7 protein-coding genes are annotated in these 24,279 nt (G+C 70.1%); 3 read left to right on the plus strand and 4 right to left on the minus strand.

Going from position 1 to position 24,279, the window contains the following annotated elements; genetic code table 11:
• The first annotated feature begins 137 nt into the window (after positions 1-137).
• The 3 genes from KY572_RS05915 to KY572_RS05925 all read left to right on the plus strand — a co-directional run bounded on the left by KY572_RS05915 (position 138) and on the right by KY572_RS05925 (position 4,285).
• Positions 138-2,162, plus strand: coding sequence for a PAS domain-containing hybrid sensor histidine kinase/response regulator (locus KY572_RS05915; RefSeq protein ID WP_224241271.1), 2,025 nt, complete (start codon positions 138-140; stop codon positions 2,160-2,162).
• Positions 2,163-2,317: 155 nt separating this feature from the next.
• Entirely contained in the window at positions 2,318-2,797 is a 480-nt protein-coding gene (locus tag KY572_RS05920) for an SRPBCC family protein (RefSeq protein WP_224241273.1), read from the plus strand.
• A gap of 111 nt (positions 2,798-2,908) precedes the next feature.
• Positions 2,909-4,285 (plus strand): FAD-dependent oxidoreductase, encoded by a 1,377-nt coding sequence (locus tag KY572_RS05925; protein WP_224241510.1) that lies wholly within the window; start codon positions 2,909-2,911, stop codon positions 4,283-4,285.
• A gap of 33 nt (positions 4,286-4,318) precedes the next feature.
• On the opposite strand, the gene KY572_RS05930 is transcribed toward KY572_RS05925, so the two are convergent.
• From KY572_RS05930 to KY572_RS05945, 4 genes are all read right to left on the minus strand, one after another.
• Positions 4,319-9,577, minus strand: coding sequence for a patatin-like phospholipase family protein (locus KY572_RS05930; RefSeq protein WP_224241275.1), 5,259 nt, complete (start codon positions 9,575-9,577; stop codon positions 4,319-4,321).
• A gap of 207 nt (positions 9,578-9,784) precedes the next feature.
• Positions 9,785-10,819: a patatin-like phospholipase family protein gene (locus KY572_RS05935; RefSeq protein WP_224241277.1), complete on the minus strand. Its 1,035-nt coding sequence runs from the start codon at positions 10,817-10,819 to the stop codon at positions 9,785-9,787.
• 23 nt (positions 10,820-10,842) lie between these two features.
• On the minus strand, positions 10,843-18,945 hold the full coding sequence (locus tag KY572_RS05940) for a polyketide synthase (protein WP_224241279.1): 8,103 nt from the start codon (positions 18,943-18,945) through the stop codon (positions 10,843-10,845).
• A complete protein-coding gene (locus KY572_RS05945) occupies positions 18,942-24,224 on the minus strand; it encodes a trifunctional serine/threonine-protein kinase/ATP-binding protein/sensor histidine kinase (protein WP_224241281.1) in 5,283 nt (1,760 codons plus the stop codon). The genes KY572_RS05940 and KY572_RS05945 overlap by 4 nt, the downstream gene beginning before the upstream one ends.
• Positions 24,225-24,279 lie beyond the last annotated feature (55 nt).

Below are 24,279 nucleotides of genomic sequence, written 5' to 3' on the forward strand. Positions count from 1 at the left end.
ATTCGTAGGGCACCCTGGCCAGCCTGAACAGCCCCACCCCAACGGGAGGTGGAACGCGACCCGCGCCCTGAGGCATAATCCCCGCAAGTCTGGGGGAAGCTGTAATCGCAGCAAGGCCACCTCTCCAGGTCGCGCCTATGATCGCTCTCACGAGAACCAATGTCCGAGAGGAGAGCGCCGAGGAGCTCTACGAGCACGCGCCCTGCGGCCATCTCTCCACGCTGCCTGACGGCACGATCATCAAGGTCAACGAGACCTTCCTGGAGTGGACGGGCTATACGCGAGAGGAGCTGCTTGGAGGGATGCGGTTCCTCGAACTGCTGACCATCGCGGGGAAGATCTTCCACGAGACGCACTACGCGCCCCTGCTGCGGATGCAAGGGTTTGTCCGCGAGATCCAGCTCGATCTGGTGTGCAAGCAAGGCCGCGCCCTGCCCTCGCTGGTCAACAGCGTCCAGAAGAAGGACGCCGAGGGCCGGGTGCTGCTCCATCGCACCACCCTCTTCAGCATCACCGACCGCAAGAACTACGAGCGAGAGCTGCTGCTGGCCCGCAGGAAGGCCGAGCAGGCCGAGCAGGCCGCCAGGTCCAAGACGGCCTTCCTGTCCATGGTCAGCCATGAGATCCGCACCCCGATGAATGCCATCGTGGGGCTGGCGGGGTTGCTGCGGCAGAGCACGCTCTCTGCCGAGCAACAGAAGTACGTGAGCATCCTTCAGGCCTCTTCCGAGAACCTGCTGGGCCTGCTCAACAACATCCTGGATCTCAGCAAGATCGAAGCAGGCAAGGTGGCGCTGGAAGAGAGGCCTTTCGACGTGCGCCAGCTGCTCCACGGCATCTTCTATGGGCTGACCGTCAAGGCCGAGGAGAAGAAGCTGAACGTCCTGGTGGAGGTGGATGAACAGGTGCCGGCCTGGCTCCTGGGAGATCCCGTCAAGCTCAGCCAGGTGCTCACCAACCTGCTGGCCAATGCCATCAAGTTCACCGAGCGGGGCACGGTGACGCTGGCGGCCCGAGTCCAGGAGTCCTCCTCGCAGTCCGTCTCCATCGAGTTCCGGGTCACCGACACGGGCATCGGCATTCCCAAGCACCAGCAGGCGGAGATCTTCGAGGAGTTCACCCAGGCCAGCTACGACATCCACCAGCAGTATGGTGGCACCGGCCTGGGCCTCACCATCTGCCGACAGCTGCTGGGCCTGCATGGCAGCACGCTGAGCCTGGAGAGCGCGCCAGGGGAAGGCTCCTCGTTCTTCTTCACCCTGGGACTGAAGAGGGCCCAGGCGTCCGGGGCGCAGGAGGCTGCCACGAAGGACACGGCCTGCCCCCGGGACCTCCAGGGCGTCAGGCTGCTGGTGGCCGAGGACAACACCGTCAACGTCTTCGTGCTCTCGCAGTACCTGCGCAGGTGGGGCGCCAGCTTCGAGGTGGTGGAGAACGGGCATGCGGCCGTCGCGCACGTCCAGGAGGCGCGGTTCGACGCGGTGCTGATGGACCTGCAGATGCCGGAGCTGGATGGCTACGAGGCCACGCGCGCCATCCGGGCGCTGCCGGAGGAGAGCTTCAAGCGGCTGCCCATCCTGGCCATGACGGCCTCGAGCCGGGCCGGACTGGAGGATCGACTCGCGGACGCTGGCTTCACGGACTTCGTGTGCAAGCCCTTCAGGCCGGAGGAGCTCCTCTCGAGGATTGCCCTGCACGCTCGCCAGTCCCCGACGGTTCTCGCGGACGCCGCCCCGGAGGAGGAGCCTGGACGAAGCCAGGAGCTGCCCGCGCCCCCTGCCCCCACTCCCCCCCGCTTCAGCCTGGACGGATTCCGACGCATGGCCGAGGGGGACCCGGAGGCGCTGACCGAGTTCATCACCATCACCATCACCAACGCCGAGCAACACGGGCACGCGTTCCAGAAGGCGCTCGCGACGGGCAACCTGGAGGAGTTCGCGTTCCAGGCCCACAAGATCAAGATGACCGTGGCGCTGCTGCAGGCCCATGTCCTGGAGGAGGCCCTTCAGCGGGGTCGGGCGCTGCTGACACGGGAGGAGCGTGCCCCGGCCGAGCTCCAGGCCGCCGCCCACGCCATCCAGGCGGAGCTGGACGCCATCATCGTGGCCTTGAAGGAAGACTTGCTGCAGTCAGGGCGAATACCTCCACTGGCACGTGACTGACCATCATCAAGGTCCAGCCCACGACTGCTCGACGCGATTGCACGTGCCAGGAGCGAGGCGGCCCACTTGGGACCCGTGATACACAGCGGGACGAGCGATTGGGGCCGTTCACAGGACTTTCAACCGAGGCCCTCGACTCCAAAGGGGAATGCTCGATGCTCGAGGCGACCTACCGTGTCCGCGACTCCGCTGTCCTGGATGCGCCCATCGACGAGGTGTGGCCCATCGTCCGTGACATCGTCCGTCTCGTGCCGCTGGTCTTCGGCGAGGGATTCGAGGCTTGCCACTGGGTCGAGGGTTGCTCGGCCGAGCAGGTTCCCGCCCGGTATGAGGTGAAGAGTCGCTCCTCGGGAACGAGCGTCCTGGAGGTCGTCGGGCGCTCCGAGACGGAGTACTTCGTGACGTACCGGCTGGTCGGGCAGGCGCTGGGGATCACGGGGTACATCGCCACGTACCAGCTCCGCCCCATCACGACGGAGCCCGATCGAACCTTCCTCGATTGGGCCCGGCAGTTCGCGGTGGCGCCAGGGAATGATCCGGCGAAGGTTGTCCCCGCGATGGCTTCCTCCACCGCCAAGGAAGCGCTGGCGCTCAAGAAGCACTTCTCCAAGCGCTCCACACCCGCTCCCAGGTAGGAGAGCGTTCGCTCGCCCCGCTGTCTCGACAGGCACCTGCCCTGAGCATTAGCCTTCAGGCACTCTCCCGCTCCGCGAGGTGTCTTTGTGACTTCATTGTCCCAGCCCCAGATGTTGGGACGTCACGCCATCGTTTGTGGCAGCAGCATGGCCGGACTGCTCACCGCAGGCCTGCTGGCGCGCCACTTCGAACGCGTCACGTTGGTAGAGCGCGACCCCCTGGAGGACTCGGCGCAGCCGCGCAAGGGAGTGCCGCAGGGTGTCCACACGCACATCCTGTTGCGGCGGGGCCTGGACATCGCGGCCAGCATCTTCCCCGGGCTCCTCGAGGATCTCCAGGCGGCCGGGGCGCAGGTGATGGACATGTCCGCCGACTGCGAGTGGCATGTGGCAGGCATCTGGCGCAAACGCATCCACAGCGGCGTCTCCATGTATTCGCAGACCCGGCCCCTGTTCGAGTGGCGCGTGCGCTCGAGGTTGGCCGCATTGCCCAACGTGCGCATCCTGGATGGGCAGGAGGCAGCCAGCTTCCTGGTGAGCGCCGACGGCACCTCCATCAGGGGCCTGAAGATTCGCGCCGTCGGGAGTGATGCGGAGACCGAGCTCGAGGCCGACCTGGTGGTGGATGCCAGCGGCCGCGGGAGTCGAACGCCACAGTGGATGGAGGGCCTGGGGCTCCCGAAGGTGGAGGAGACGCAGCTGAAGGTCGACGTGGGCTACGCCACGCGGCTCTACCACAGGCCAGCGGGCTTCGACCCAGGGTGGAGAGCGCTCATCCTGTCGGCCGAGCTGCCGCGAATCCGGCGCATCGGAGCCATCCTGCCCGTGGAGGGAGACCGGTGGACGATCACTCTCGGGGGCTGGCTGAAGGACTATCCGCCGACGGATGACGCGGGCTTCCTCGAGTACGCGCGCACGCTGGTCCAACCGCACCTGTACGAGGTGCTACGGGGCGCAAGTCCGCTCGGTCCCGCGAGCAGCTACCGCTTCGCGCACAGCCAGTGGCGCCACTACGAGCGGCTGCCCAGGTTGCTCGAGAGGCTGGTGGTGGTGGGAGATGCATACTGCTCGTTCAACCCCATCCATGGGCAGGGCATCACCACGAGCGCGTTGCAGGTGGAGTGGCTGGGCGAGTGCCTCCGCCAGGGGATGAACACGCTGGCGCGTCGCTACTTCGAGGGCGCTGGAAGCATGTTGAAGGGTGTCTGGGCCATGTCCACCACCGAGGACCTGCGCCTGCCCGAGCTGGATGGGGTCCGCCCGATGGGGAGCGGCCTGGCGTCCTGGTATGGGGAGCGGTTCCAGCGGCTGACGACGAAGGACGACGAAGCCATCCAGACGTTCATGCAGGTGATGCACATGATCAAGCCACCGACGGCCATGTTCTCGCCGCGGCTGGTGCTGAAGACGCTGATGCGGCAGCCGGTGAGCTCGGAGCTGGCACGAGGGCCGGCGCTGCCCACCCAGGGGGAGCAGCAAGTCGCGTGACACCCGGGCCTCTCCTGGCGCGGGCCCATACCGTCACCGCGCGGCCGGCGGCGACCAGTGCTGCGCCCCACCCCCGAGGAAACGCGCTCGTTCAGCTTGCGTGAAGGTCGAGCGCCCCCGGCGAGCCTCAACGCGGCCCACCAGCGATTTCAAGCTGGTGGCGTGCAGGCGGAGCCACCCGTCATGGCCCACGACGATCAGCCAGTCGCCGTCCTCGCTGAAGGCGGCGGCACGCGGCTTCGACAGATCCTGATCGAAGACGGCGCTGATGGCCCAGCCACCCTCGGCGGCTCTCCAGAGCAGGCCACGCCCCGTCTTGTCCGCGGAGAACAGCAGAGTGCCGTCGTGGTTCCAGATGAGCTGGTGACCGCGCAGGCCACGGATCTGGGGGCTCATCACGAGATCCTTCCGGGCGGCGTTCCAGATCCCAACCACCCCGGTGCGATCACTGGTCGCGAGCAGATTGCCCGCGGGGCTGAACGCGACCCGCTGCACGACGTTGTCGAGCTGGAGCTGGGTGCTGAGGGTCACCACGGGGGCCTCCGGCGTCCCCCGGTCAGTGACGTGGTAGACGCGGACGTGCCGATCGTTGCAGGCAGCGGCCAGGTGCGCGCCCGAGGGGTGCCAGGCCAGGTGCCATAGCCCGTCCAGCTCCTGACTCCCCCGCGGCGTCGGTGGTGCGGGCCATGGGCCCTCGCCGGAGGATGGCTCGCCTCCCAGCGCCGTCGAGAGGTCCCACAGCCGCAGCGACTCCCCGTGCCCGGCCCACACGCCCAGCGCGATCAGCGGACGCTCCGGATGCCATGCGACCGGCAGGACCTTCTGCTCGAAGCTGGCTCTCGCCCTCAACCGGAGGGGCTCCGCCTCCCAGACCGAGACGTGCTTGCCCTCACGCACGGCGAACCACCTGCCGTCGGGGCTCCAGAAGACATCCACGGGCCTGCCCGCAAGGCCCTCCAGGAATCCAGACGGCCATCCCTCGGCGGTGCGCCAGACGCGGGGGACAGCGAAGCCCTCGCCGCTGTCGGGGAGCATGGCCACCGCGGCCCGGCTCCTGTCGGGGCTGAGTCGGCACCACGGCCCCGTGGCGGGTCGTCGCGGAGGCAGCTCGAGCTGCGGCATCACCTGCCCGGTGGACCAGGCGATCGGCCTCTCGGAGCGCGTCGCCGCCTCGAGCTCCGTGAGGCTCGAGAAGTGATCAGGCCCCCCCAGCTGGTGATCCCACAGCCGCACCGTGCCATCCCTGTTGCCGGTGGCCAGGAGCTCGCCATCCGGGCTCCAGACCATCGAGGAGAGCTTCCCCGTATGGCCGGTGAGCCGCGTCAGCAACCTGCCTGTCAGGGTATCCCAGAGCCAGACCCGCGCTCCCTCCCCGACGGCGAGGAGGCCAGGCTCGGCCGGGTTCCACGCGAGGTGCGTAGGGACTCCCCCGTCGCACCGCAGCACATCCATGAGCCCGCCCGCGTCACCATCCCAGAGGGAGACCGCGCAAGACGCCTGGCTCAACGCGGCCAGCGTGCCGCCGTCCGGGCTCCAGGCCACCTCGCTCGTCGGCGCTCCCCGGGTCTCGAGCGGCACCGGAGCGCGGCCAGGCGAGTACAAGAGGATGCCAGCCGCGCCACCCACCGCCAGCATGGGCTCGCGACGAGCAGCGCCTTGGGGGCGCCAGGCCAGGGCGCATGCACCCGCGAACGGTGTCCGCTCGACGACCACCGGCTTCCCGGACTCCAAGCGCCAGAGCACGAGCTCGCCGCTCCCCACCGTCGCGAACCGGTCCCCTCCCGGCTCCCACGCCGCGGTGTCCACCTGCACCTCGAGCGGCTTCGCGTTCCGCTCCGAAGCGCTCTGCCCCAGATCGACGAGCGCAGCGGACCGGTGGTCCTTGCTGCTCTCCCCGCTGGCGCTGACGTTCGGAGCGAGCAGCCAGGTCGCGGACGGCGCGAACGCGAGCCCCCAGTGGTTCCAGGTCTTCACATACAGCCCACGCCCCGGGGACTGGCGCAGCGCCGCCGCGCTCACGTCGCCTCCGGAGGAGAGCTCCCACAGCTTCACCCAGCCATCGTTGCCAGAGCTCGCCAGCAGGTCTCCCGCGGGAGACCAGGCGAGGTGGTTCAGGCTTCGATCCGTCCCCTCGGAGTGGCTCCGCGCCCCGGGCTCCAGGCTCTTCTTCTCCCTGTTCCACAGCCGCAGGTTCCCTTCGTTGTCGCCGATGGCGAGGTGGGTCCCTCGCGGGTGCCAGGCGAGGCACGTCACTCCGGACCTGGAGCTCTCGATGGTGCCCACCGTCAGGCCACGCCGCGCGAGGACGCAGCGCAGGGCCCGATCGACGTCCAGCGACAACACGCCCGCCTGCGCCGTCCGCACCGCATGCGCCGCCTCCAGCGCCAGCAGCCGCGCGAGCTCGAGATCGCCTTCGCGGCTCTCGCGCTCACTCTCGGAGGCCAGGACCCGGATCCACGGCACCTGCCGTTCCCGCCGCTTCTCCTCCTCCCGCTCTCGCCGGGCCTCCACCAGCTCCGTGAACCGGAACACGGTGGCCTGATCCACGTCCTTGCGCGTCTCCACGTTCACCAGCGAGAGCAGCGCATACGGGGCAACCCAGGAAGAGATGGCCACGGAGCTGCCGGTGATGCGCTGCGGCACCAGCGGCTCGAGCCAGTCGCGGATCACCTCCGCGCATTCCCCCGCGTGCTTCTCGGAGGAGGAGGCCACCTCGAGCCCGAAGGACACGATGTCCCTGCGCTCCAGCAGGTACTGCACCAGCTCATGCAGTGCCTGCTCTCCCGCCACCAGCTCGCGGCCGGTGACAACCAGCGGCATCTCCAGGGTGAGTCTCGTCCCGTCGTCTCGTACCGGCTCGGGCACGTTGTTCAGGCGGGCGCGCCACTGTGCCCGCGCCTGCGCGACGGCCTGGGCCAACTGAATGCTCTCCCGCGCCTCGTTGGCGATGCGGCGGCCCTCCCCGAACGCGAGCACCCACGCATGGTTGTGCTTGGGGCGGTACATCACGGTATTGCGCCCCACGCCCTGGCTCTCCCCCGCGGTCCGCGCGACCATGATGAGCATCCGCAGGGTGTCCTTGGCCCTCAGTATCGGGTTGAGCTCGCGCAACAGCACCCCCAGCACGGGCACGGACGGGAACGAGCGCACGCGGGGAGACACCCGGGAGATGGCGTTCGCCGCGATGAAGATGTCGGCCCCCTCCGCGCGCAGCACATCCACCGGCACGTTGGCCACCACGCCGCCATCGAGGAAGCGGCGATCACCGACGAGCGTCGGACCGATGAGAGGGGGCAGCGAACCGCTGGCCCGCGCGCCGAGGCCCACCGTGCCATGGCGGATGTCCCACTCCACACCCGCGTCCGCGTCCGTCACCACGGGGAACAGCGGCACCTCCAGCTCATTCAGATCGATCGCGCCGAGCTCATAGTCGACCCACCAGCCGAGCCCCGCGCTGCTGGCGACCCCGAGGAGCGCGACGACGTTGATCATGGAGGCGTGATCCACCAGCAGGTTCAGCCCCATCAGCTCGCCCGCGCAGTAGAAGGCGCCCACCACCGAGCCGAAGCTGGAGCCGGACACCATGTCGACCGGGACGCTCCGAGAGAGCGCCGCTGCGCGGGCCGCCTCCGGAGGGGAGCTCCCGCTGGCCTCTCGCGGCGGAGCGCCGAGCAGCTCCTCCAGCAGGGCCAGGTGCACGAAGCCGTAGGCACCACCGCCCCCGAGCGCGACACCTACCCGGCGGCCCGTCGCGGCGCGGGCCCACCGGTCGAACGTGCGCCGCAGCACCTCCGGCGCATCCTCGAGCGTCCGGGGGAGCGGGCCGCCCGAGGACCAGTCCTTGGGGAACCGGACCCGCACCGTCCCCATGGGCCACCTCATCGTCGCCTCGTCCCGCTTCCGTCGTATCCGGGCGCGCAGGCCATCCGCCGCGAGCCCTGCCACCTCCCCGAGCCGGGAGAACAGCTTCCACCGGCCATGCTTCACGTCGTCGCCCGTCGCGTGCTCGACGCCATCCTGGCGGATCCTCTCGAGGCGAGCGGGCACCTCCGAGCTCAGCAGCCCCGTGGGGATCAGCTGGACCTTGCCTCCGTACCCGTCGAGCGAGGGGCGCTCGCTGACGTCATTGAGGAGGTACAGCAGCCTGGCGGGCCCGCGCCGGGCCCCCTCCGTCGAGAGCAGCTCAAGCACCTGGGCGCGCTCCGGGCGATCGAGCGCGGAGACGTCGATGATCGTGACGTTCACCTCACCCGCGACGCGAGCCCCATCCTGCATCCAGGCGAGCTCGTTGTTGTAGGTGAGTACCCGGCCCGCCTGTGCTGGCCACTCGATGGTGCTCTCGGCCACCCACCCATCCCGGGCGCCCTTCGGCCGGCGGATCTTCCCAGGGCGCGAGGTGGTCGCCTCGGCCACGAGGTGCACCACGTGGACGTGCTCCTCGAGGTGCGCCGCGATCCGCTCCGCCAGCAGGCAGGCCAGCTCCCTCAGCGGGAGTGTCACGGAAGGCGCGCTGTCCAGCATCAGGAACTGGTTCAGCGCGGGAGGACCTGGGTCGGGTATCAGCTCGGGACTCCCCCGGCGAATGGCTCGATGGAGGTCCGGCACCGTCTGGATGAGGTGCATCAGGTGCGCTCCCTCGATGCGAAGGAGCACCGTGCTCCCCACCTCCTCCTCCGGCACCACCACGCTGCCCGCCAGCGGCTTCTTCAGCAGGAGCTTCTTCGACGCGATGATGGCCGGCGGTCGAAAGACAGCGAGGCGCTGGACGCCGCGGCGAAGCTCCGAGGAGCCCCCGAGCAGGATGAAGAAGGCCGTGGGGAGAGCCCCCTCCCTCATGAGCACACGATAGCCGCGGTCACCGATGGTGACGCGCTCCAGGCTCTCCACGTCCACCCGCGCGGCACCCTCCACGAGCCGGCGAAGATCGTGCCGGTGCGCATTGGTGAACCGAGGCTCGTAGTCGAGCGCCCGCACCGCGTCGCACGCCAGCGGGACGGCGGCCGCGGCCGCGAGCAGGCGCTTCAGGATGTCAGTGCCCAGGCCCGTGAAGGCCCGAGGAAAGGACTCGAGCGGCAGCTCGAGGAGTTCCATCGGCTCGAGCGCCGTGGCCCGGCGTGGCTTGCGCCCGGCCTGTCCGGTGGACCATTCCGCTACGTACTGGAGCCCGAGGACACTCCCGGGCTGGGGCTTGAACCCCCCACCCTCTTCCTGCACGAAGGCGGCTCCCTTCCAGACGAACCTGAGCGCGGGCGGCAGCCTGTCGAGCCGCGTCCCGGCTTCGTAGCGGCGCAAGACGAGCCACTCCGCCAGCCAGCTGGCGTGAGCTGGCTGAAGCGGGGCTGGTTGCGGCTGCTCTGACTGCGGCGAAGCTGACTGGGGCGCCTCGTCAATCGCCAGCGCCGGGCAACCCAGGAGCAGGCGCTCCCATTCACTTCCAGAGCTTGCAGCCATGCGTTCTCGCTCCTCCAGGTTCGCTTCCATACCGAGGCGTCGGTGTCCTCACCAGTGGTCGCGGAGCCACTCGAGGACTCCCTGCCAGCTGCGCGTGCTCTCTCCCTGGGTGCCCGGCAGGCCCTGCACGTAGGCCTTGGCGTCACGCTGGAGATGGCGGTTCATGAACGAGGGGAAGTTGAGCCCGTACATCATCACCCACTCGAGCAGGTTCACGCCCGCCTGCGGGTTGACGCGCAGGTATGGCAGGTCCTCGGATCGGGTCTCTGGATGCAGCGCCTTCATCAGCTCCATGCCGTCTTCGGTGGAGGGGTAGATGTTGAGGTCGTACAGGAAATGCACCAGCCGCAATCGCCGGAGCCATTGCAGCCAACCCCAGTCGTGGTCACCAACCACCTGGCCGGCCGGCACGAGGCCGTTGCCGATCGACAGGAGCACGAAGTCCTCGGGCTCCGGAATCTCGTCGGGGTGCTTCCTGTGGAGCTGCCACAGGTAGACCAGTGCCATCGCGCTGGGGTTGTTGCGGAGCAGCCCCCCATCAGCGCTGCCATCATGGATCGGCGCCAGCAGGGGCGCGGCGGAGGAAGCGAGCGCGACGTCGAGTGCCTTCCTGTCGCCGTGTTCCCAGCTGTTCCAGTTCCTCAGGTTGAACAGCGTGGGGCCGCTGAGGCCCACGGCCGTCAACAGCACCTTCTTGCTCAGGCCTCCGAGCGTACTCGCGCCGACGAGGGGCTCGAGCACATGACGGAAGTTGTCGCCGTACAGGGACTTGCTGAGGAGAACGAAGCGGAGCCAGTGGGGGTTCGTCAGCGCGCGGGTTCCCTGGTTGCTCCACAGCGCGGACAGCGCCCGCTCCACCCCCTTCGCCCATTGATCAGGCGGCTGCGCCGCGATGGTGAGCGCGTTCCAGGCACCAGCCGAGGTACCGACGATGACGTCGGCTCGCTCCAGCAGGCTGGGATGGTTGTCCATCATCTCCTTCAAGAGCAGGATCGACACCATCCCCCCCGAGGTGCTTCCACCGTCGAGGGAGAGGATGCGGAACTTCTTGCGATTCCCAGCACCTTCCCCTTGCTTGCCCATGAACTCCCCGTTTGCCATTGAAGTCACGCGCCGGTAAGCCGGTCGATCCGCGTCCGCAGGGCCTGCCCGAGCTTCCCCACGTTCTCCTGGCTCAGCAACGTCATGTGATTGCCCGGCACCAGCTCCACCTCGAGCTCGCTGGTGACGAAGTCGCGTGTCTGCTCGAGGTCCAGCATCCGCCTGTCGAGTCGGCTGCCCGTCGCCCGGAAGAGGGTGACCGGGCCCCCGTAGGGCCGCGGCTGATAGTTCACCGCCGAGAGGAAGTTGGTCTTGTACACCGCCATCAAGCGCGGCAGGTTGAGCGCCAGGCTGCGACCGTAGCGGGCAATGGTGGCGGCGTCCCGCTCCAGCAGCGTGCGCATCGAGTCGGGCAGGTTCACGCCCACCCACCGGCTGAGCAGCAGGAAGTCCTGGTAGGAGGTCGGCGGCTTGATCTCGAAGAACAGCCGCAGCACATCCGAGACCGCGGAGGCCACCCGCAGCCTGCTCTCTCCCAGAGGGCGCCCCCCCGCCGACACCACCCCGCTGTCCAGGAGCGCGAGCAGCGGCACCGGCGCGGAGGCCTGCGCCAGAAGGCGCGCCATCTCGAAGGCCACGACGCCGCCGAAAGACCACCCTCCCAGGCAGTACGGCCCGCTCGGCACCACCTGCCGCAGCTCGCGCACGTAGCGCGCTGCCAGCGCCTCCACCGTATCGGGCGTCTGCTCGTCATCGTGCAGGCCAGGGCACTGAAGGCCGTAGACGGGTTGGTCAGGCCCGAGGTGAGGAATCAAGCCCGCGTAGCACAGCGGGCTGCCGCCCGCGGGATGAACCAGGAACAGTGGCGGCCGGCGTCCCGTCGGCGAGAGCGGCACGACGCAGGTCGGCGCCGCGTCCCCTCCCCTCTCTCGCCGCGGCGATTCCAGCAGGCGCCCCATCCCGGCCACCGTCGGATCGCGCATGAACTCAGGCATGCTGATGGCCACCCCGAGCTCGTCACGCACGCGGGCGAGGAGGTGCACCGCCACGAGCGAGTCGCCCCCCGCGTCGAAGAACGTCTTGCGGCGGTCGAGGCCGCGGACACCGAGCGCCGCCTCCCAGATGGCCACCAACCGCGCTTCCACGCCCCTCGCGCCGCCAGCGTCGGGGACAGGAGCGCTCACCGCCGGAGGGGGCCGCATGGGCTCTCCCACCGCCGCCCCAGGCGCGCGCTGAGGGCTGTCCGGAAGGCCGAGGGGCTCGAGCGGACGCTGGGCGATGAACAGGCGGTGATCGGCGCCAGGCGAGCCAGCGGGGAAGGTGCGGGCGGACGCGACGTCGAGGCGTGCGAGCACCGCCTCCCACTGCGCGGCGCTCATGAGCAGCTCCGTGCGGCCGTCGTTGAAGTCCCAGTAGCCGGGCGCCAGCCCCCACATGAGGTGGTGGAAGCGCTCGACCTCCACGGCCTCGATGAGCATGAGCAGGCCTGCCGGGGCGAGCAGGGGCAGCAGCTGCTCCATGGTGCGCCGCACGTCGGGCGTCGCGTGCACCACGTTCAGGGCCAGGATCACGTCGTAGTCGCCGAGGCGCAGACCCTGCTCCACCGGGTCGGCGGCGATGTCGTACCGCGAGCAGCGCAGGTTCGTGATGCCGCGCCGCGCCGCCTCCGCCTCGGCGCGAAGCACGAACAGACGACCGATGTCCGTGAAGTGATAATCCACCCTGGCGCCTCGGAGCGCTTCCAGGGCTGGCCAGGTCAGCAGGCCGCGGCCCCCGCCGACCTCCAGGATGCGCAGCGGGCGGGCTCTCGGCCGCGCGGCGAGCTCCGCCAGCACCTCGGTGGTCAGCGAGATGCACACGCGCGACTGGTTGTACTCCACCGTGCGCTGCTCGCAGTCGCGGATGAAGGCGTCGGTGCCATCCGGGAAGAGCACGCTCACCGCATCGTGCTCGCCGCACAGGGCGGGGCCGAGGTGCTCCGCCGAGCGCCGAAGGAAGCTGAGGATGCCGGCGAACCCAGGGTGGGCGGCGGCGAGCTCCGCCTCTCGCGCGGCCGAAGGTGGGATGTCGGATGCGTCCGTCAGGCACTCGATGACTTCGCCGCGCCGCGCGAGATGCCCGTCCCGCTCCAACGAGTCGAGCAGGAAATCGAAGAAGCGATGGAACCGGGGAAGCACGCCGACTGCCCGGAGCCACTCGTCGCGCGAGCGGGATTCACCCCGCCGGAGCCCCACCCCGCGGGCGCTCAAGCACTCGCTGATGTAGCTGGTAGTGAGCGCCGAGAGCCCCTCGCGCAGTCCTGGGTACGCATCCAGCCCTGGGATCGCGAGCTGCTCCTGGATCCGCGCGCCGCGCCGGGCGATCTGGCCGCTCTCCTGCGCCAGCACGAAGGCGCCGTCTCCACTCGCGGGCGCCTCCGGAGGCTGGTCGGTGCGGGAAGGCACCGGCGCGACTGTCCGCTCTGGCAGCACCAGCGGAAAGGACCGCCGCTCGAAGGGATAGGTGGGCAGCGGCACGCGGCGGCGGGACTCGCCCCGGTACAGCGCTTGCCAGTCGATGGGGACACCGGCCGACCACAACCCACCGAGAGTGGAGAGGAACGCGCTGCCTGCGTCGCGGCTCGGCAGGACCGGAAAGCAGCGTGCCGGGGCGCCAGAGAGACGCCGCTGCATCGCACGCGACAGGCCGCGCCCTGGTCCCGCCTCCACGAACACCAGGCTGGCATCGGCGGCCAGCGTGTCCAGCCCGCGAGCCAGTTGCACGGGCTGGCGCGCGTGGCGCACCCAGTATGTCGGGTCCGTGGCCTCGGCGGCGGTGATCCAATCTCCGGTGACGTTGGAGACGAACGGGATCGAGGGGGGCGAGAGGTGCACGGCCCGCACCCGCGCCTCGAAGTCGGCGAGCAGCGGCTCCATCATCCACGAGTGGAATGCGCGCTCCACGGGGAGCCGCTCCGTCGCGATTCCGGCAGTCGCGAGGCGGCCTTCCAGCGCCTCCACCTCCTCCGGTGGCCCGGACACGAGCGTCCGATCGGGCAGGATGCCCGCGATCGAGAGTCGTTCCCCCAGCCACGGCTCCAGCGCGGACAGCGGGGCGAGCACGGCCACCATCCGCCCGGGGGGCATCGCCTGCATCAGCTGGCCACGGGCGACCAGCAGGGCCAGGGCGTCCTCCAGCGTGAACACTCCCGCCACGGCGGCAGCCGCGTACTCCCCCAGGCTGTGTCCCATCGCGGCGGCCGGCCTCGGGCCAACGGACTCGAGCAGCCGCGCGAGCGCATACTCCACGGCGAACAGCGCGGGCTGCGCCAGCGCCCCCTCAACGAGCGCCGGCGGCTCGGACGCGCTGGGGTGAATCGCGGCGCGCAGATCCAGTCCCAGCAGGGGGAGGAGGATCTCGGCGGCGCGATCGATCTCGGCGCGGAACACGGGCTCGGTCTGGTAGAGCGCGCGGCCCATGTCCGGATGAGGCACTCCCTGCCCGGGGAACAGCAGCGCCATCCGGCGTGGCGGCTCTCCCACGGGGACTGGTGGCGCGGGCGAGAGGGAGTCCAGGGAGGCGACGGCCGAGGGCACGTCGCGGCAGACGGCGAACGCGCGGTGCGGATGCTCGCCGCGGCCAACGTGCAGCGTGTAGGCCACGTCGGCGAGGGGAAGGTCCGGCCGTTCGCGCAGGTGGGAGGCGAGTGAGGCAGCGGCGGCGCGGAGAGCTCCCTCCGAGCGCGCCGAGAGGCACAGCAGCCGCACCGGGCGCTCGCTCGACTCCACGGGAGCGACGGGTGGCGCCTCCTCGAGGATGACGTGGGCGTTGGTGCCGCCAAAGCCGAACGAGCTCACCGCCGCGCGACGAGGGGCATCGCCCTTCTCCCAGTCCAGCACCTCGGTGTTGACGAAGAAGGGAGTGGCGGCGAAATCGATGTGCTCGTTGGGAGCTCGGAAGTGCGCCGTGGGAGGGATGCGCCGGTGCTTCAGGGCCAGGATCGCCTTGATCATCCCGGCGATGCCCGATGCCGCCGCGAGGTGGCCGACGTTGGACTTGACCGACCCGACCGCGCACCGATGCCCGGGCGCCTTCCCGTAGGCGCGCGCCAGCGCCTCGATCTCGATCGGATCTCCCAGCCGGGTGCCAGTGCCATGCGCCTCGACGAAGCCAATGCTCTGGGGCGCGATGCCCGCGGTCCGGAGTGCGCTCCGGATCACCTCCTCCTGTCCCTCCACGCCGGGCGCGGTGAAGCTCGCCTTGCGCGCGCCGTCGTTGTTGACCGCTGCTCCCAGGATCACGGCATGCACCGTGTCGCCGTCGCGCAGCGCATCAACCAGCCGCTTGAGCACCACCACTCCCACCCCGCTGCCCACGACGGTGCCGCTGGCGTCACGGTCGAACGGTCGGCAGCGGCCGTCGCGCGAGAAGATGCTCCCCTCGCGGTATCGATACCCCACCGCCTGGGGGGCGATGACGCTCACCCCACCGGCCAGCGCCATGTCACATTGCCCCGCCTGCAAGGACTGGCAGGCGGCGTGGACCGCCACCAGCGAGGTGGAGCACGCCGTCTGGACGTCGAGCGCGGGGCCACGCAGGTCGAGCTTGTAGGCCACCCTCGTGGCCAGGAAGTCCTTGTCGTTGCCCAGCGCCATCATGATGTCGAGGCCGGTGTCGTGGGTCGGCCAGCTGGCATGCAGGTTCGCCACCGAGAAGCGGTTCATGTGGGCCCCGCCGAACACCCCCACGCGCTGGGAGGTGCGGCGCGAATCGTAGCCAGCGTGCTCGAGCGCCGCGTGACACTGCTCCAGGAACAGCCGGTGCTGCGGATCCATCCGCTCCGCCTCGGTGGAGGAGATGGCGAAGAAGTCGGCGTCCAGCCCGTTGGCGTCCGAGAGCAGAGCGGCGGCCTTCACGTAGTCCGGATCGGCCAGCACCTCCCTCGGCACCCAGGCGCCAAGCTGCTCGTCGGTGAGCTGAACGATCGAGTCGACACCGTTGCACAGGTTGTCCCAGAAGCGGGCGAGGTCGGGAGCACCCGGAAACCGCCCGGACAGGCCAACGACGGCCACCGCTCCAGCAGGATGAGCGCCACCCTCCGGCGCCGTTCCTGTCGAGGCCGCCAGCGCCGCTCCGGACGCCTCCCTCCCCCCCGCCAGCCGTGCCGCCAGCGCCTCCACGGTGGTGTAGCGGAACAGCTCCGCAATCGTCAGGTCCACGCCGAACGCCTCGTGCAAGCCGCGCCGGACCTTGACCAGTGCGAGCGAGTGGCCGCCCGCGTCGAAGAAGTTGTCGCGATGGCTGAAGTCGTCGCGCCCGAGAACCTCCGCCCACACCGCGGCGACGCGGCGAGCCACACCGTCACGGTCTGCCGCGGTCCCCTCGTTGAAGCCCGAGCTGGGAGCGGGAGGGAGGTCCCGGCGGAGGGGGACGTTCCACATCGGCCTGCCCTCGACGGGAGCAGCGGCCACCGTCCCGGGCAGCTCCCACCACGGCGCTACCGCCGGGCCGCGATGGAAGAGCACGTCGAACTGATCGAGCGTGCCCGACCAGCCAGCCTCCACGTGGTAGCCCTCCGCGACGGCCAGCTCCCGCAGATCCTCGGGATCGAAGCCAGGAGGGAGGCTGGCGGCACGCGCGCGTAGCTCCGCCACCGTGGCCGGGGCATCGGTCGCCGAGAGCAGCGCCGCGCACGCCACTGCTTCCTTCACCCTCGCATTCAGCAGCCCACGAAGGAGGAGCGTTTCCGGCCGCTCCTCACGCAGCCGCCCGCGCAGCTCCGCGAGGTCGGCCGGTGGCGCCGCTGGGGAGATCCGTGACGGCAGGGGCGGCGGGGGCGGCGGGCCCACGCGCAGGCACACGTTGTAACGAAACGCCGTCATCTCGTTATGGTGACGGCCGCGCTGCAGGCGCACGCCCACCGAGGTGATGGTGGGAAAGCGGCGCGGCAGGGAGTGGAAGAAGGAGGGATCCAGCACCAGCTCCTCCTCCGACCGGATGCGTGCGTCGACGCGGGAGCGCAGCGCGGAGACGGGGAGCCCGTCGTCCGCCTGCTCCAGCTGCACCCAGGTATGAAACGCCTCCAGGAGCGGCAGGCTGCGCACGTCGCCGAGGAAGATGAATCCGCCCGGGGCAAGGGCTTCGACCGAGGCACCGATGACGCGCAGCAAGTAGTCATCATCGGGGAAATGCTGGGCCACCGAGTTGATGACCACGGTGTCGTACTGCCCTGGCCGCACACCGCGGAAGTCGTCCGCCTCGCGCACCGTCACTGTCGCCCTGGACGCCTCCGGAAGCGCGGCGATCCGGCTGGCCAGGCGGGCGGCGAACACGCGGCTGAAGTCCGTGCCGTCGTACACCTCGCAGTGTGGGGCGATCCGCAGGAGCAACATGCCGGTGCCGCAGCCCAGCTCCAGGACCCGCCGAGGGCCCAGCGCCCGGATTGCCTCCACCTTGTCCTCCACCCATTCCCGCATCTCGCTGGCGGCGAAGGGGAGTCCGCCGCGGCTGCTCGTCCACCCCTGGGTGTCCAGCCGCGGATCGGTCGCATCCGGCGCGTGCGACTGCGCCATCTCGTCGAACAGCGCGCGCCACTCGGCGACCCGCTCGGCGGAGGTGGACGTGGCGGCCAGTGACGCGGCGGGAGATGAGGTCGCCGCCCGCGCGACGAGAGCGGGACGGTCGACCTTGCCACTCCGGGTGAGAGGCAGGGCCGGCAGGGGGAGGATGCGGGACGGGACCGCGTAGGCAGGAAGGAGCTGCTGGAGGTGGCGTCGCACCTCGACATCCGTGACGGGCATCGCCAGCGAAGGCCCGCTCTCCAGGAGCGAGGACGTCGCCGCTGGACGCGGGGCGTAGAACAGGGTGATGTCTCCGTCGCCGTCCGGCCGCCGCACATGCACCGCGGCGCAATCGCCGACCGCGGGGTGCTGTCTCGAGGCGGATTCGATCTCCCCCAGCTCCACCCGGCAGCCGCGTACCTTCACCCGGCCGTCCGTACGCCCCAGGAAATGCAACCGCCCGCCCTCTCCTACCCGGACGCGATCGCCGGTGCGGTGCAACCGCGCGCCGGGGGTGGTGCCGAAAGGATCGGGGATGAAGCGCGCCGCTGACAGGTCCGGCGCGCCGAGATAGCCGCGCGCCACCCCCACCCCACCCACGTACAGCTCTCCCGGCTGGCCGTGCGGCACCGGGGACAGGTGCTCGTCGAGCACGTGCACCGTCACGCCAGGAAGAGGCAGGCCGATGTCGTTGGGATCGTCCCCCGAGCGCAGCACACCCAGGGTGGCGCAGACGGTGATCTCGGTGGGGCCATAGGCATTCACGAACCGCCGCCCGGCGGCGAAGCGGTCGAGGATCCGGTCCGTGCACGAGTCCCCCGCCGACACCAGCGTCGCGAGCTCGGGCAGGGGCGCGTCCGGCAGGGCGGCGAGCACGGCGGGCGGAAGCGTGGCCACGCTCACCGCATTCGTCTCCAGGAACCGCACCAGCTCTGGCCCGGGCAGGCGGACCGAGTCCGGAGCGAGCACCAGCGTCGCTCCAGCGCCGAGCGCGGTGAAGGTCTCCTCCACCCAGGCGTCGAAGACAGCCGGGGCGAACTGAAGCACCCGGCTGGCCGGCGTGATGTGGAACGCGTCGATGAATGCCCGCACCAGGTTGACCGCGCCCCCGTGCTCCACCATGACCGCCCGTGGCACGCCGGTGGAGCCGGAGGTGTAGAGGACATACGCTAGGTGGGACGAGCCACTCGCGCTGTCCAGGGGGGCCGCCTCCTGCGCCTCGAGGAGGGCGGCGGCGTCGGGCAGCGAGAGCGTGAGCGCGGCGGTGGAGATGGGCTTCCCGCCGCTACCCGTCACCAGGATCCGCGCCTTGCTGTCGGACAGCATGAACCGCAGGCGCTCGTCGGGCGCCTCTGGATCGAGCGGCACCCACGCCCCGCCGCTCGCGAGGATTCCCAGGATGGCCACGAGCAGGTCCGGCCCGCGGCCGGCACTCACCGCCACCGGCGTCTCGGGCCCGACTCCGAGCCCACGCAGCAGGCGCGCGAGCTGCCAGGCCCGCTCGGCGAGCCGGCGATACGTGAGAGGCGGGCCAATGCCGGTGACGGCGACAGCGTCGGGGGACGCTGCTGCCTGTGCCGCGAACATCGCATGCAGAGTGACGGGTCCGGGTCCGACACCATCGCTCATCGCGGCAGCTCCAGGATGAACTCGGTGAAGCGTCCCTCCTCGGTCTCGAAGCGCAGCCCGCCGCGGTGACGCTTGACCACGATGTCGTAGCTCAGCGACAGCCCCAGCCCCACCCCCTGCCCCGCCGGCTTGTTGGTGGTGAACGGGGAGAAGATGCGGTCGCGTAGCGCCACGGGGATGCCATCGCCGTTGTCTCGTACGCGCACCTCCACCCGGTCACCGATGTTTCGGGTGGTGAGCCGCACCTCGGCCTCGAAGCCGGGCTCCGCGCGCTCGGCGCGGGCCCGCGCGGCGAAGCAGGCATTGTTGATCAGGTTGATGAACACCCGGCTCAGCTCCTGGGCGTTGGCCTGCACCGGCGCCAGCGCCTCGTCGTATTCCTTGACGAACGTGACCAGCCTCGCTCCCTTCTCGCCGACCGCGGCGAGGGGGATGCTGTTGTCGAGCAGGGGGTTGATCTCCACCGGGCCCGGCGTACTGGCGGAGCCGCGCGCGTGCATCAGCATGCTGTGGACGATCCGCTCGACGCGCTGCGAGTGCTCGCCGATCTTCTGGCTGGCTTGCTCGATCTCGCCCAGCAGCGCCTGCACCTCGGACGGATCGCCGTGCCCGCTCTCCAGCTGCTCGCGAAGATCACGCACCAGGTCCAGGAGCGACTGGCTGAAGTTGTCGACGAAGGTCAGGGGGTTGCGGATCTCGTGCGCGATGCCGGCGGTCAGGCTGCCGAGAGAGGACAGCTTCTCCTGCACGATGATCTGCTCCTGCATCCTCTGCAGGGACGTCAGCGCCTCGGCCAGCTCCCGGTTCTTGCCATGCAGCTCGTTGGTGCGCTCCGCGACGCGCCGCTCGAGGGTGGAGTAGAGCGACGCGTTCTCGAGCGAGGTGGCGAGCTGGGAGGAGAGCAGCTCGAGCAACCCGAGCCGATCCGCGGTGAAGCTGCCGGCGACCAGGTTGTTCTCCAGGTAGAGGACGGCGGTCACCTGGCCCTGGTAGATGAGCGGCATGCAGAGGACCGACCTGGGCCGGCGTGCCGCCACGTAGGGGTCCTTGCGAAAGCGCGGATCCTCCCCGGCGTCCTCCAGCACCACCCGGCGGCCCGTGCGCTCGCAGTACGCGACCACCGTGAGCGCGAGGTCCGCGGCCTCGTCCACCGCCCGCCCGCCCACGAAGGTGACCACCTGGCCGAGCGCGGTTCCCTCGGCGTCCACGTACAGGCGCCCCGCGCGCCGCCGCGCCAGCACGCCGCGCTCGGCCCCCGCGTTCTCCAGCACGATCTTCATCAGGCGCTCGAGCAGCCGCTCGAGGACGATCTCTCCCGACAACGCCTGCGATGACTTGAGGATGGAGTACCAGTCCAGCAGCTCCAGCGAGTTCGCGGTGGAGACGCCGGGCTCGGTCTTGTCCGTGGTGTGCACCGGCACCCACCCAGGACGCGCGGCGGCGGCGATCATCGCGCCGTGCTGCTCCTGCATGGCCGCGACCTTGGCATGGGCGCCCAGCCGCCCGTACAGCTCATGGGCATCGCCAAAGTAGGAGCGGGCGAAGCGCCGACGCCCGAGCGCCAGGCAGCGGAGGCCGGCCCGCTCGCACGCCAGCCCCGCGTGCAGGAAGAACCCGTTCGCCCGAGCGGACGCCGCCGAACGGTCGTACAAGTCGGTCATCCGGGCCAGCTCGCCGCCCTCCTCCGCCAGCAGCTCCGCCTCGATCAGCAGCACGCGGTGCTCGAAGTTGCCCGGACAGTGCCGCGCCCACCGACGGAGCTCGCCCAGCTTGCGCTCGATCTCGGCGCGGTACGCGGCGCGCTCCGGCTCCGCCGCGGAGCCTAGCATCCCCACGAGGCACAGGCAGCGGAAGAACCTGTGCTCGGCATACACGATGAGGCCGGTGGCCGACGCCGCCGCCTGCTCCGCCGCGTCGCTGTGCCGTTTGGCTTCCCCGAGATTGCCGTAGAGGTAGTGCAGGATCTCCTTGCACAGGTGGAAGTAGAACAGGTTCGTGTAGTCCTGGATGTCCTGCCAGCGCTGAACCGCCTGTACCTCGTCGAAGTCCTCCCCGGCGAGCACGGTGCGCTCGGAGGAGCGCCCCATGAGGTTGAGCCCCATCTGGCGAAAGAGCTGGCAGTTGACCTTGAGATCGGTCTTCCGCCGGAAGGCATCGTAGGAGGCGAACTGTTCCTCGCTCTCCGCCAGGTCGCGCCATCGCACCAGGATGGTGTAGTGCAGCGCCTCCAGACAATAGTTCCAGTACTCGTAGTTGCCCGTCTTGACGGAGGCGTCGAACGCCGTGGAGATGAGGGCCAGCCCCTCGCGCAGGTGCTCCTTCCAGTGGCGCAGGAAGACGCCCGCGATGAAGAGGGTGACGGCCTCGTAGCGGTTGAACCCGAACTTGCGCTGGAGCGCCAGGCTGAGGGTGCCGTAGCGGTGGCAGGCGTCGAGGTCCTCCATGGCGCCGGGCGTGAACAGCATGGCGTAGTAGCCGAAGGCCACCGGAGAGATGCTGGAGAGGCCGTGCTCCAGCGTGAGCGCGATCTGCCGCGTCATCACCAGGGGCAGCAGGTGCGGGCTCGCCACGTAGACGGCGGGGATGATCCGCAGAAGGATGGCTATCGCCGCCTGGGCCGTCGGGTCGGTCATGGGCGGCAGGTTGAGCAGATCGTCGTCGGACAGGGCGGAGAGGCGGGCGGCGGTGGCCTGCATCAGCCGGCCCGTCTCCGCCTCGATCGCGGCCGGCTCCTCCGGCAGCACGATGCCGATGCGGCGCAGGGCCTCCAGGCCCAGCCGCAAGGCGACGTCGTACTTGACCTCCCTCACCATGTGGCTGGCGATGAGCAGCAGGTAGGCGGGGACCTTCTCCAGGTCCGTGTGGGCATGGGCGAGCACGGCGTCGATGTGCCGCCCCATCTCGGCGAAGTCGCCCTCGGCATGGGCCGCCTCGGCCAGGTCCATGTGCAGGCGATAGCTGAGCTCGTAATCCGTCTCCCAGCAGGTGGCCGGCAGCAGCTCCACCGCGGCGGTCCAGAACTGGATCGCGGGGCGGAAGGCAGCCGACGCTCCCGCCCGGCGGCCGGCCAGCACGTTCAGCTCCGCCACCTCCTTGCGCTCGGAGGGCTCGGTCAACAGCTCGCGCCCGCTGTTCAGGTGCTCGACGATCTCGAACAGCCGCTCGCCGCGGGCCTCGACGGGCGTGCCGCGGAGCAGCAGGCGGCCGATGCGCAGGTGGATGGACGTTCGCTCGGCCGCTGGCACCTGAGCGGCGGCGGCCTGCTGGATGCGGTCGTGCACGAAGCACCAGCGCGGAGCGCCGCCGTCATGCGCGGAGGTGACGTGCACCAGCCCCGCCTCCAGCGCGGGCCCGAGCGCCCGCTCGACCTCGGCGGGCGACCGGCCCGAGATCGTCGCCAGCGCGTCGATGTCGAAGACGTGCCCCATGCAGCCCGCCAGCAGCAGGAACTCCCGCGTCTGCCCGTCCAGCTCGCGCATCCGCTCCGACAGCAGCTCGACCACGTTGTCGGTGATGTTGCGCGCCCGGATGGCCGCGGTGTCCCACCCCCAGTGTCGGGTGGTGGCGTCGTAGCGGAGCAGTCCGTCGCGGTGCAGGCGCTTGAGGAACTGGGTGAGGAAGAACGGATTGCCGCCGGTCTTCTCCTTGAGCAGGCCCGCCAGCTCCGCCGCGCGCCCCGCGTCCGCCCCGAGCGTCTCCCCGACGAAGCGGGTGATCTCCGGCAGCGCGAGATCGGCCAGGTGCATCTCGGACACCGGCATGGCGCGGTGAGCCTCGGCCAGCGCGGTGCGCAGCGGGTGACCAGGGCCAACCTCGGAGCTGCGGTAGGCGCCGATCAGCAGGAGGTGCCGGCTGTCCGGGTCCTCCAGGAGGGTGCGCAGGAGCGCGAGGGAGCCGTCGTCCGCCCACTGGAGATCGTCGATGAACAGGACGAGCGGGTGCTCGCGCCGCGCGAACAGGCCGACGAAGCGGGCGAACGTCAGGTGGAAGCGGTGTCGCGCCCCGAGGGCATCCAGCTCCGGGACGGGCGGCGGGGTCCCGATGACATGGAGGAGCTCCGGGATCACATCGGCGATGACGCCGACGTTGGCCCCCAGCTCGCGCGACAGCGTCTCCGGCCACGCGCCCAGGGACTTCTGCTGCAGGAGCTGGTTGACCAGGCTGCGAAACGCCTGGATGAAGGCGCGGTACGGCACGTCGCGGAAGAGCTGCTCGCAGCGGCCCTCGGCGAGCCACCCGTGGGAGGCCGCCAGCGGCTTGTACAGCTCGTGCACCAGCGACGACTTGCCGATGCCCGGCATGCCCAGGATCAGCAGCGCCCGGCTGGCGCCGTTGCGAGCCGCCTCGAAGTGCTCCAGCACCATGCGGAGGTTCTCGTCGCGGCCGTAGAGCTTCTGCGAGATCGCGATCCGGTCGCTCCCGTCCTCCTGCCCCAGGGGGAAGGGCGCGATGGTGCCGGTGCGCTCCAGCTCCGCGCGGCACCGCTCGAGATCGTGCATCAAGCCGGCGGCGCTCTGGTAGCGCTCCTCGGCGGTCTTGGCGAGCAGCTTCAGGACCACCGCCGACAGCGCCGGGGGCACCGCGGGGTTGACCTCGTCAGGCGGCACCGGGCGCCGCGCGATGTGGCAGTGCACCATCTCGATGGGATCGGCGGCGCGAAAGGGGGGCGCACCGGTGAGCATCTCGTAGAGCAGCGCCCCGAAGGAGTAGAAGTCGGTGCGATAGTCCAGCGAGCGGTTCATCCGCCCGGTCTGCTCGGGGGACATGTAGGCCAGCGATCCCGCTATCCGGTCCGTGTGCTGCACGGCCGGCGTCTCGGACACGAAGCGCGAGGCGAGATCGAAGTCGATGATCGTGACCTGCCCCGTCCGCTCGTCGACCAGGATGTTGCCCGGGCTGAGATCCTTGTGAACCACGTTCGACTTGTGGATGCACCCGAGCGTCCGGGCGCTGCGGATCGCGATCCGCAGCGCCTCGTCCAGCCGCAGCCGCCGCGCTCTCAGGAGCTCCGCGAGCGAGCGCGCGGCGACGTCCTCCAGGAGCAGCGCCGGCCGATCCTCGAGTTCCAGCAGGTCCACCGCGCGCACCACGCCGTCGCAGCGCAGGTGCTGGAGGATCTCGAACTCGGCGCGCAGGTCGGCTCCGGCGCGCGCGGCGGAGCGGTCACCCGCCACGCGCTTCACCACCACGGGCTGCCCCTTCCAGACGCCTCGGACCACCACGGTGCGCGAACTTGAGTACAGCGTGGAGTGAACCTCGAGCTCACTGACTGATCTCATCAGGGCGATTCGAACACATTTGCTGCTGGAGCGATCATCCAGCTCTCAACGGTCG

It is taken from the genome of Hyalangium gracile (assembly GCF_020103725.1).
Classification (GTDB): domain Bacteria; phylum Myxococcota; class Myxococcia; order Myxococcales; family Myxococcaceae; genus Hyalangium; species Hyalangium gracile.

Coding starts and splice junctions, on each gene's coding strand:
- KY572_RS05915 (WP_224241271.1), top strand. CDS start 138: ATGATCGCTCTCACGAGAACCAATGTCCGAGAGGAGAGCGCCGAGGAG.
- KY572_RS05940 (WP_224241279.1), bottom strand. CDS start 18,945: ATGAGCGATGGTGTCGGACCCGGACCCGTCACTCTGCATGCGATGTTC.
- KY572_RS05920 (WP_224241273.1), top strand. CDS start 2,318: ATGCTCGAGGCGACCTACCGTGTCCGCGACTCCGCTGTCCTGGATGCG.
- KY572_RS05925 (WP_224241510.1), top strand. CDS start 2,909: ATGTTGGGACGTCACGCCATCGTTTGTGGCAGCAGCATGGCCGGACTG.
- KY572_RS05945 (WP_224241281.1), bottom strand. CDS start 24,224: ATGAGATCAGTCAGTGAGCTCGAGGTTCACTCCACGCTGTACTCAAGT.
- KY572_RS05935 (WP_224241277.1), bottom strand. CDS start 10,819: ATGGGCAAGCAAGGGGAAGGTGCTGGGAATCGCAAGAAGTTCCGCATC.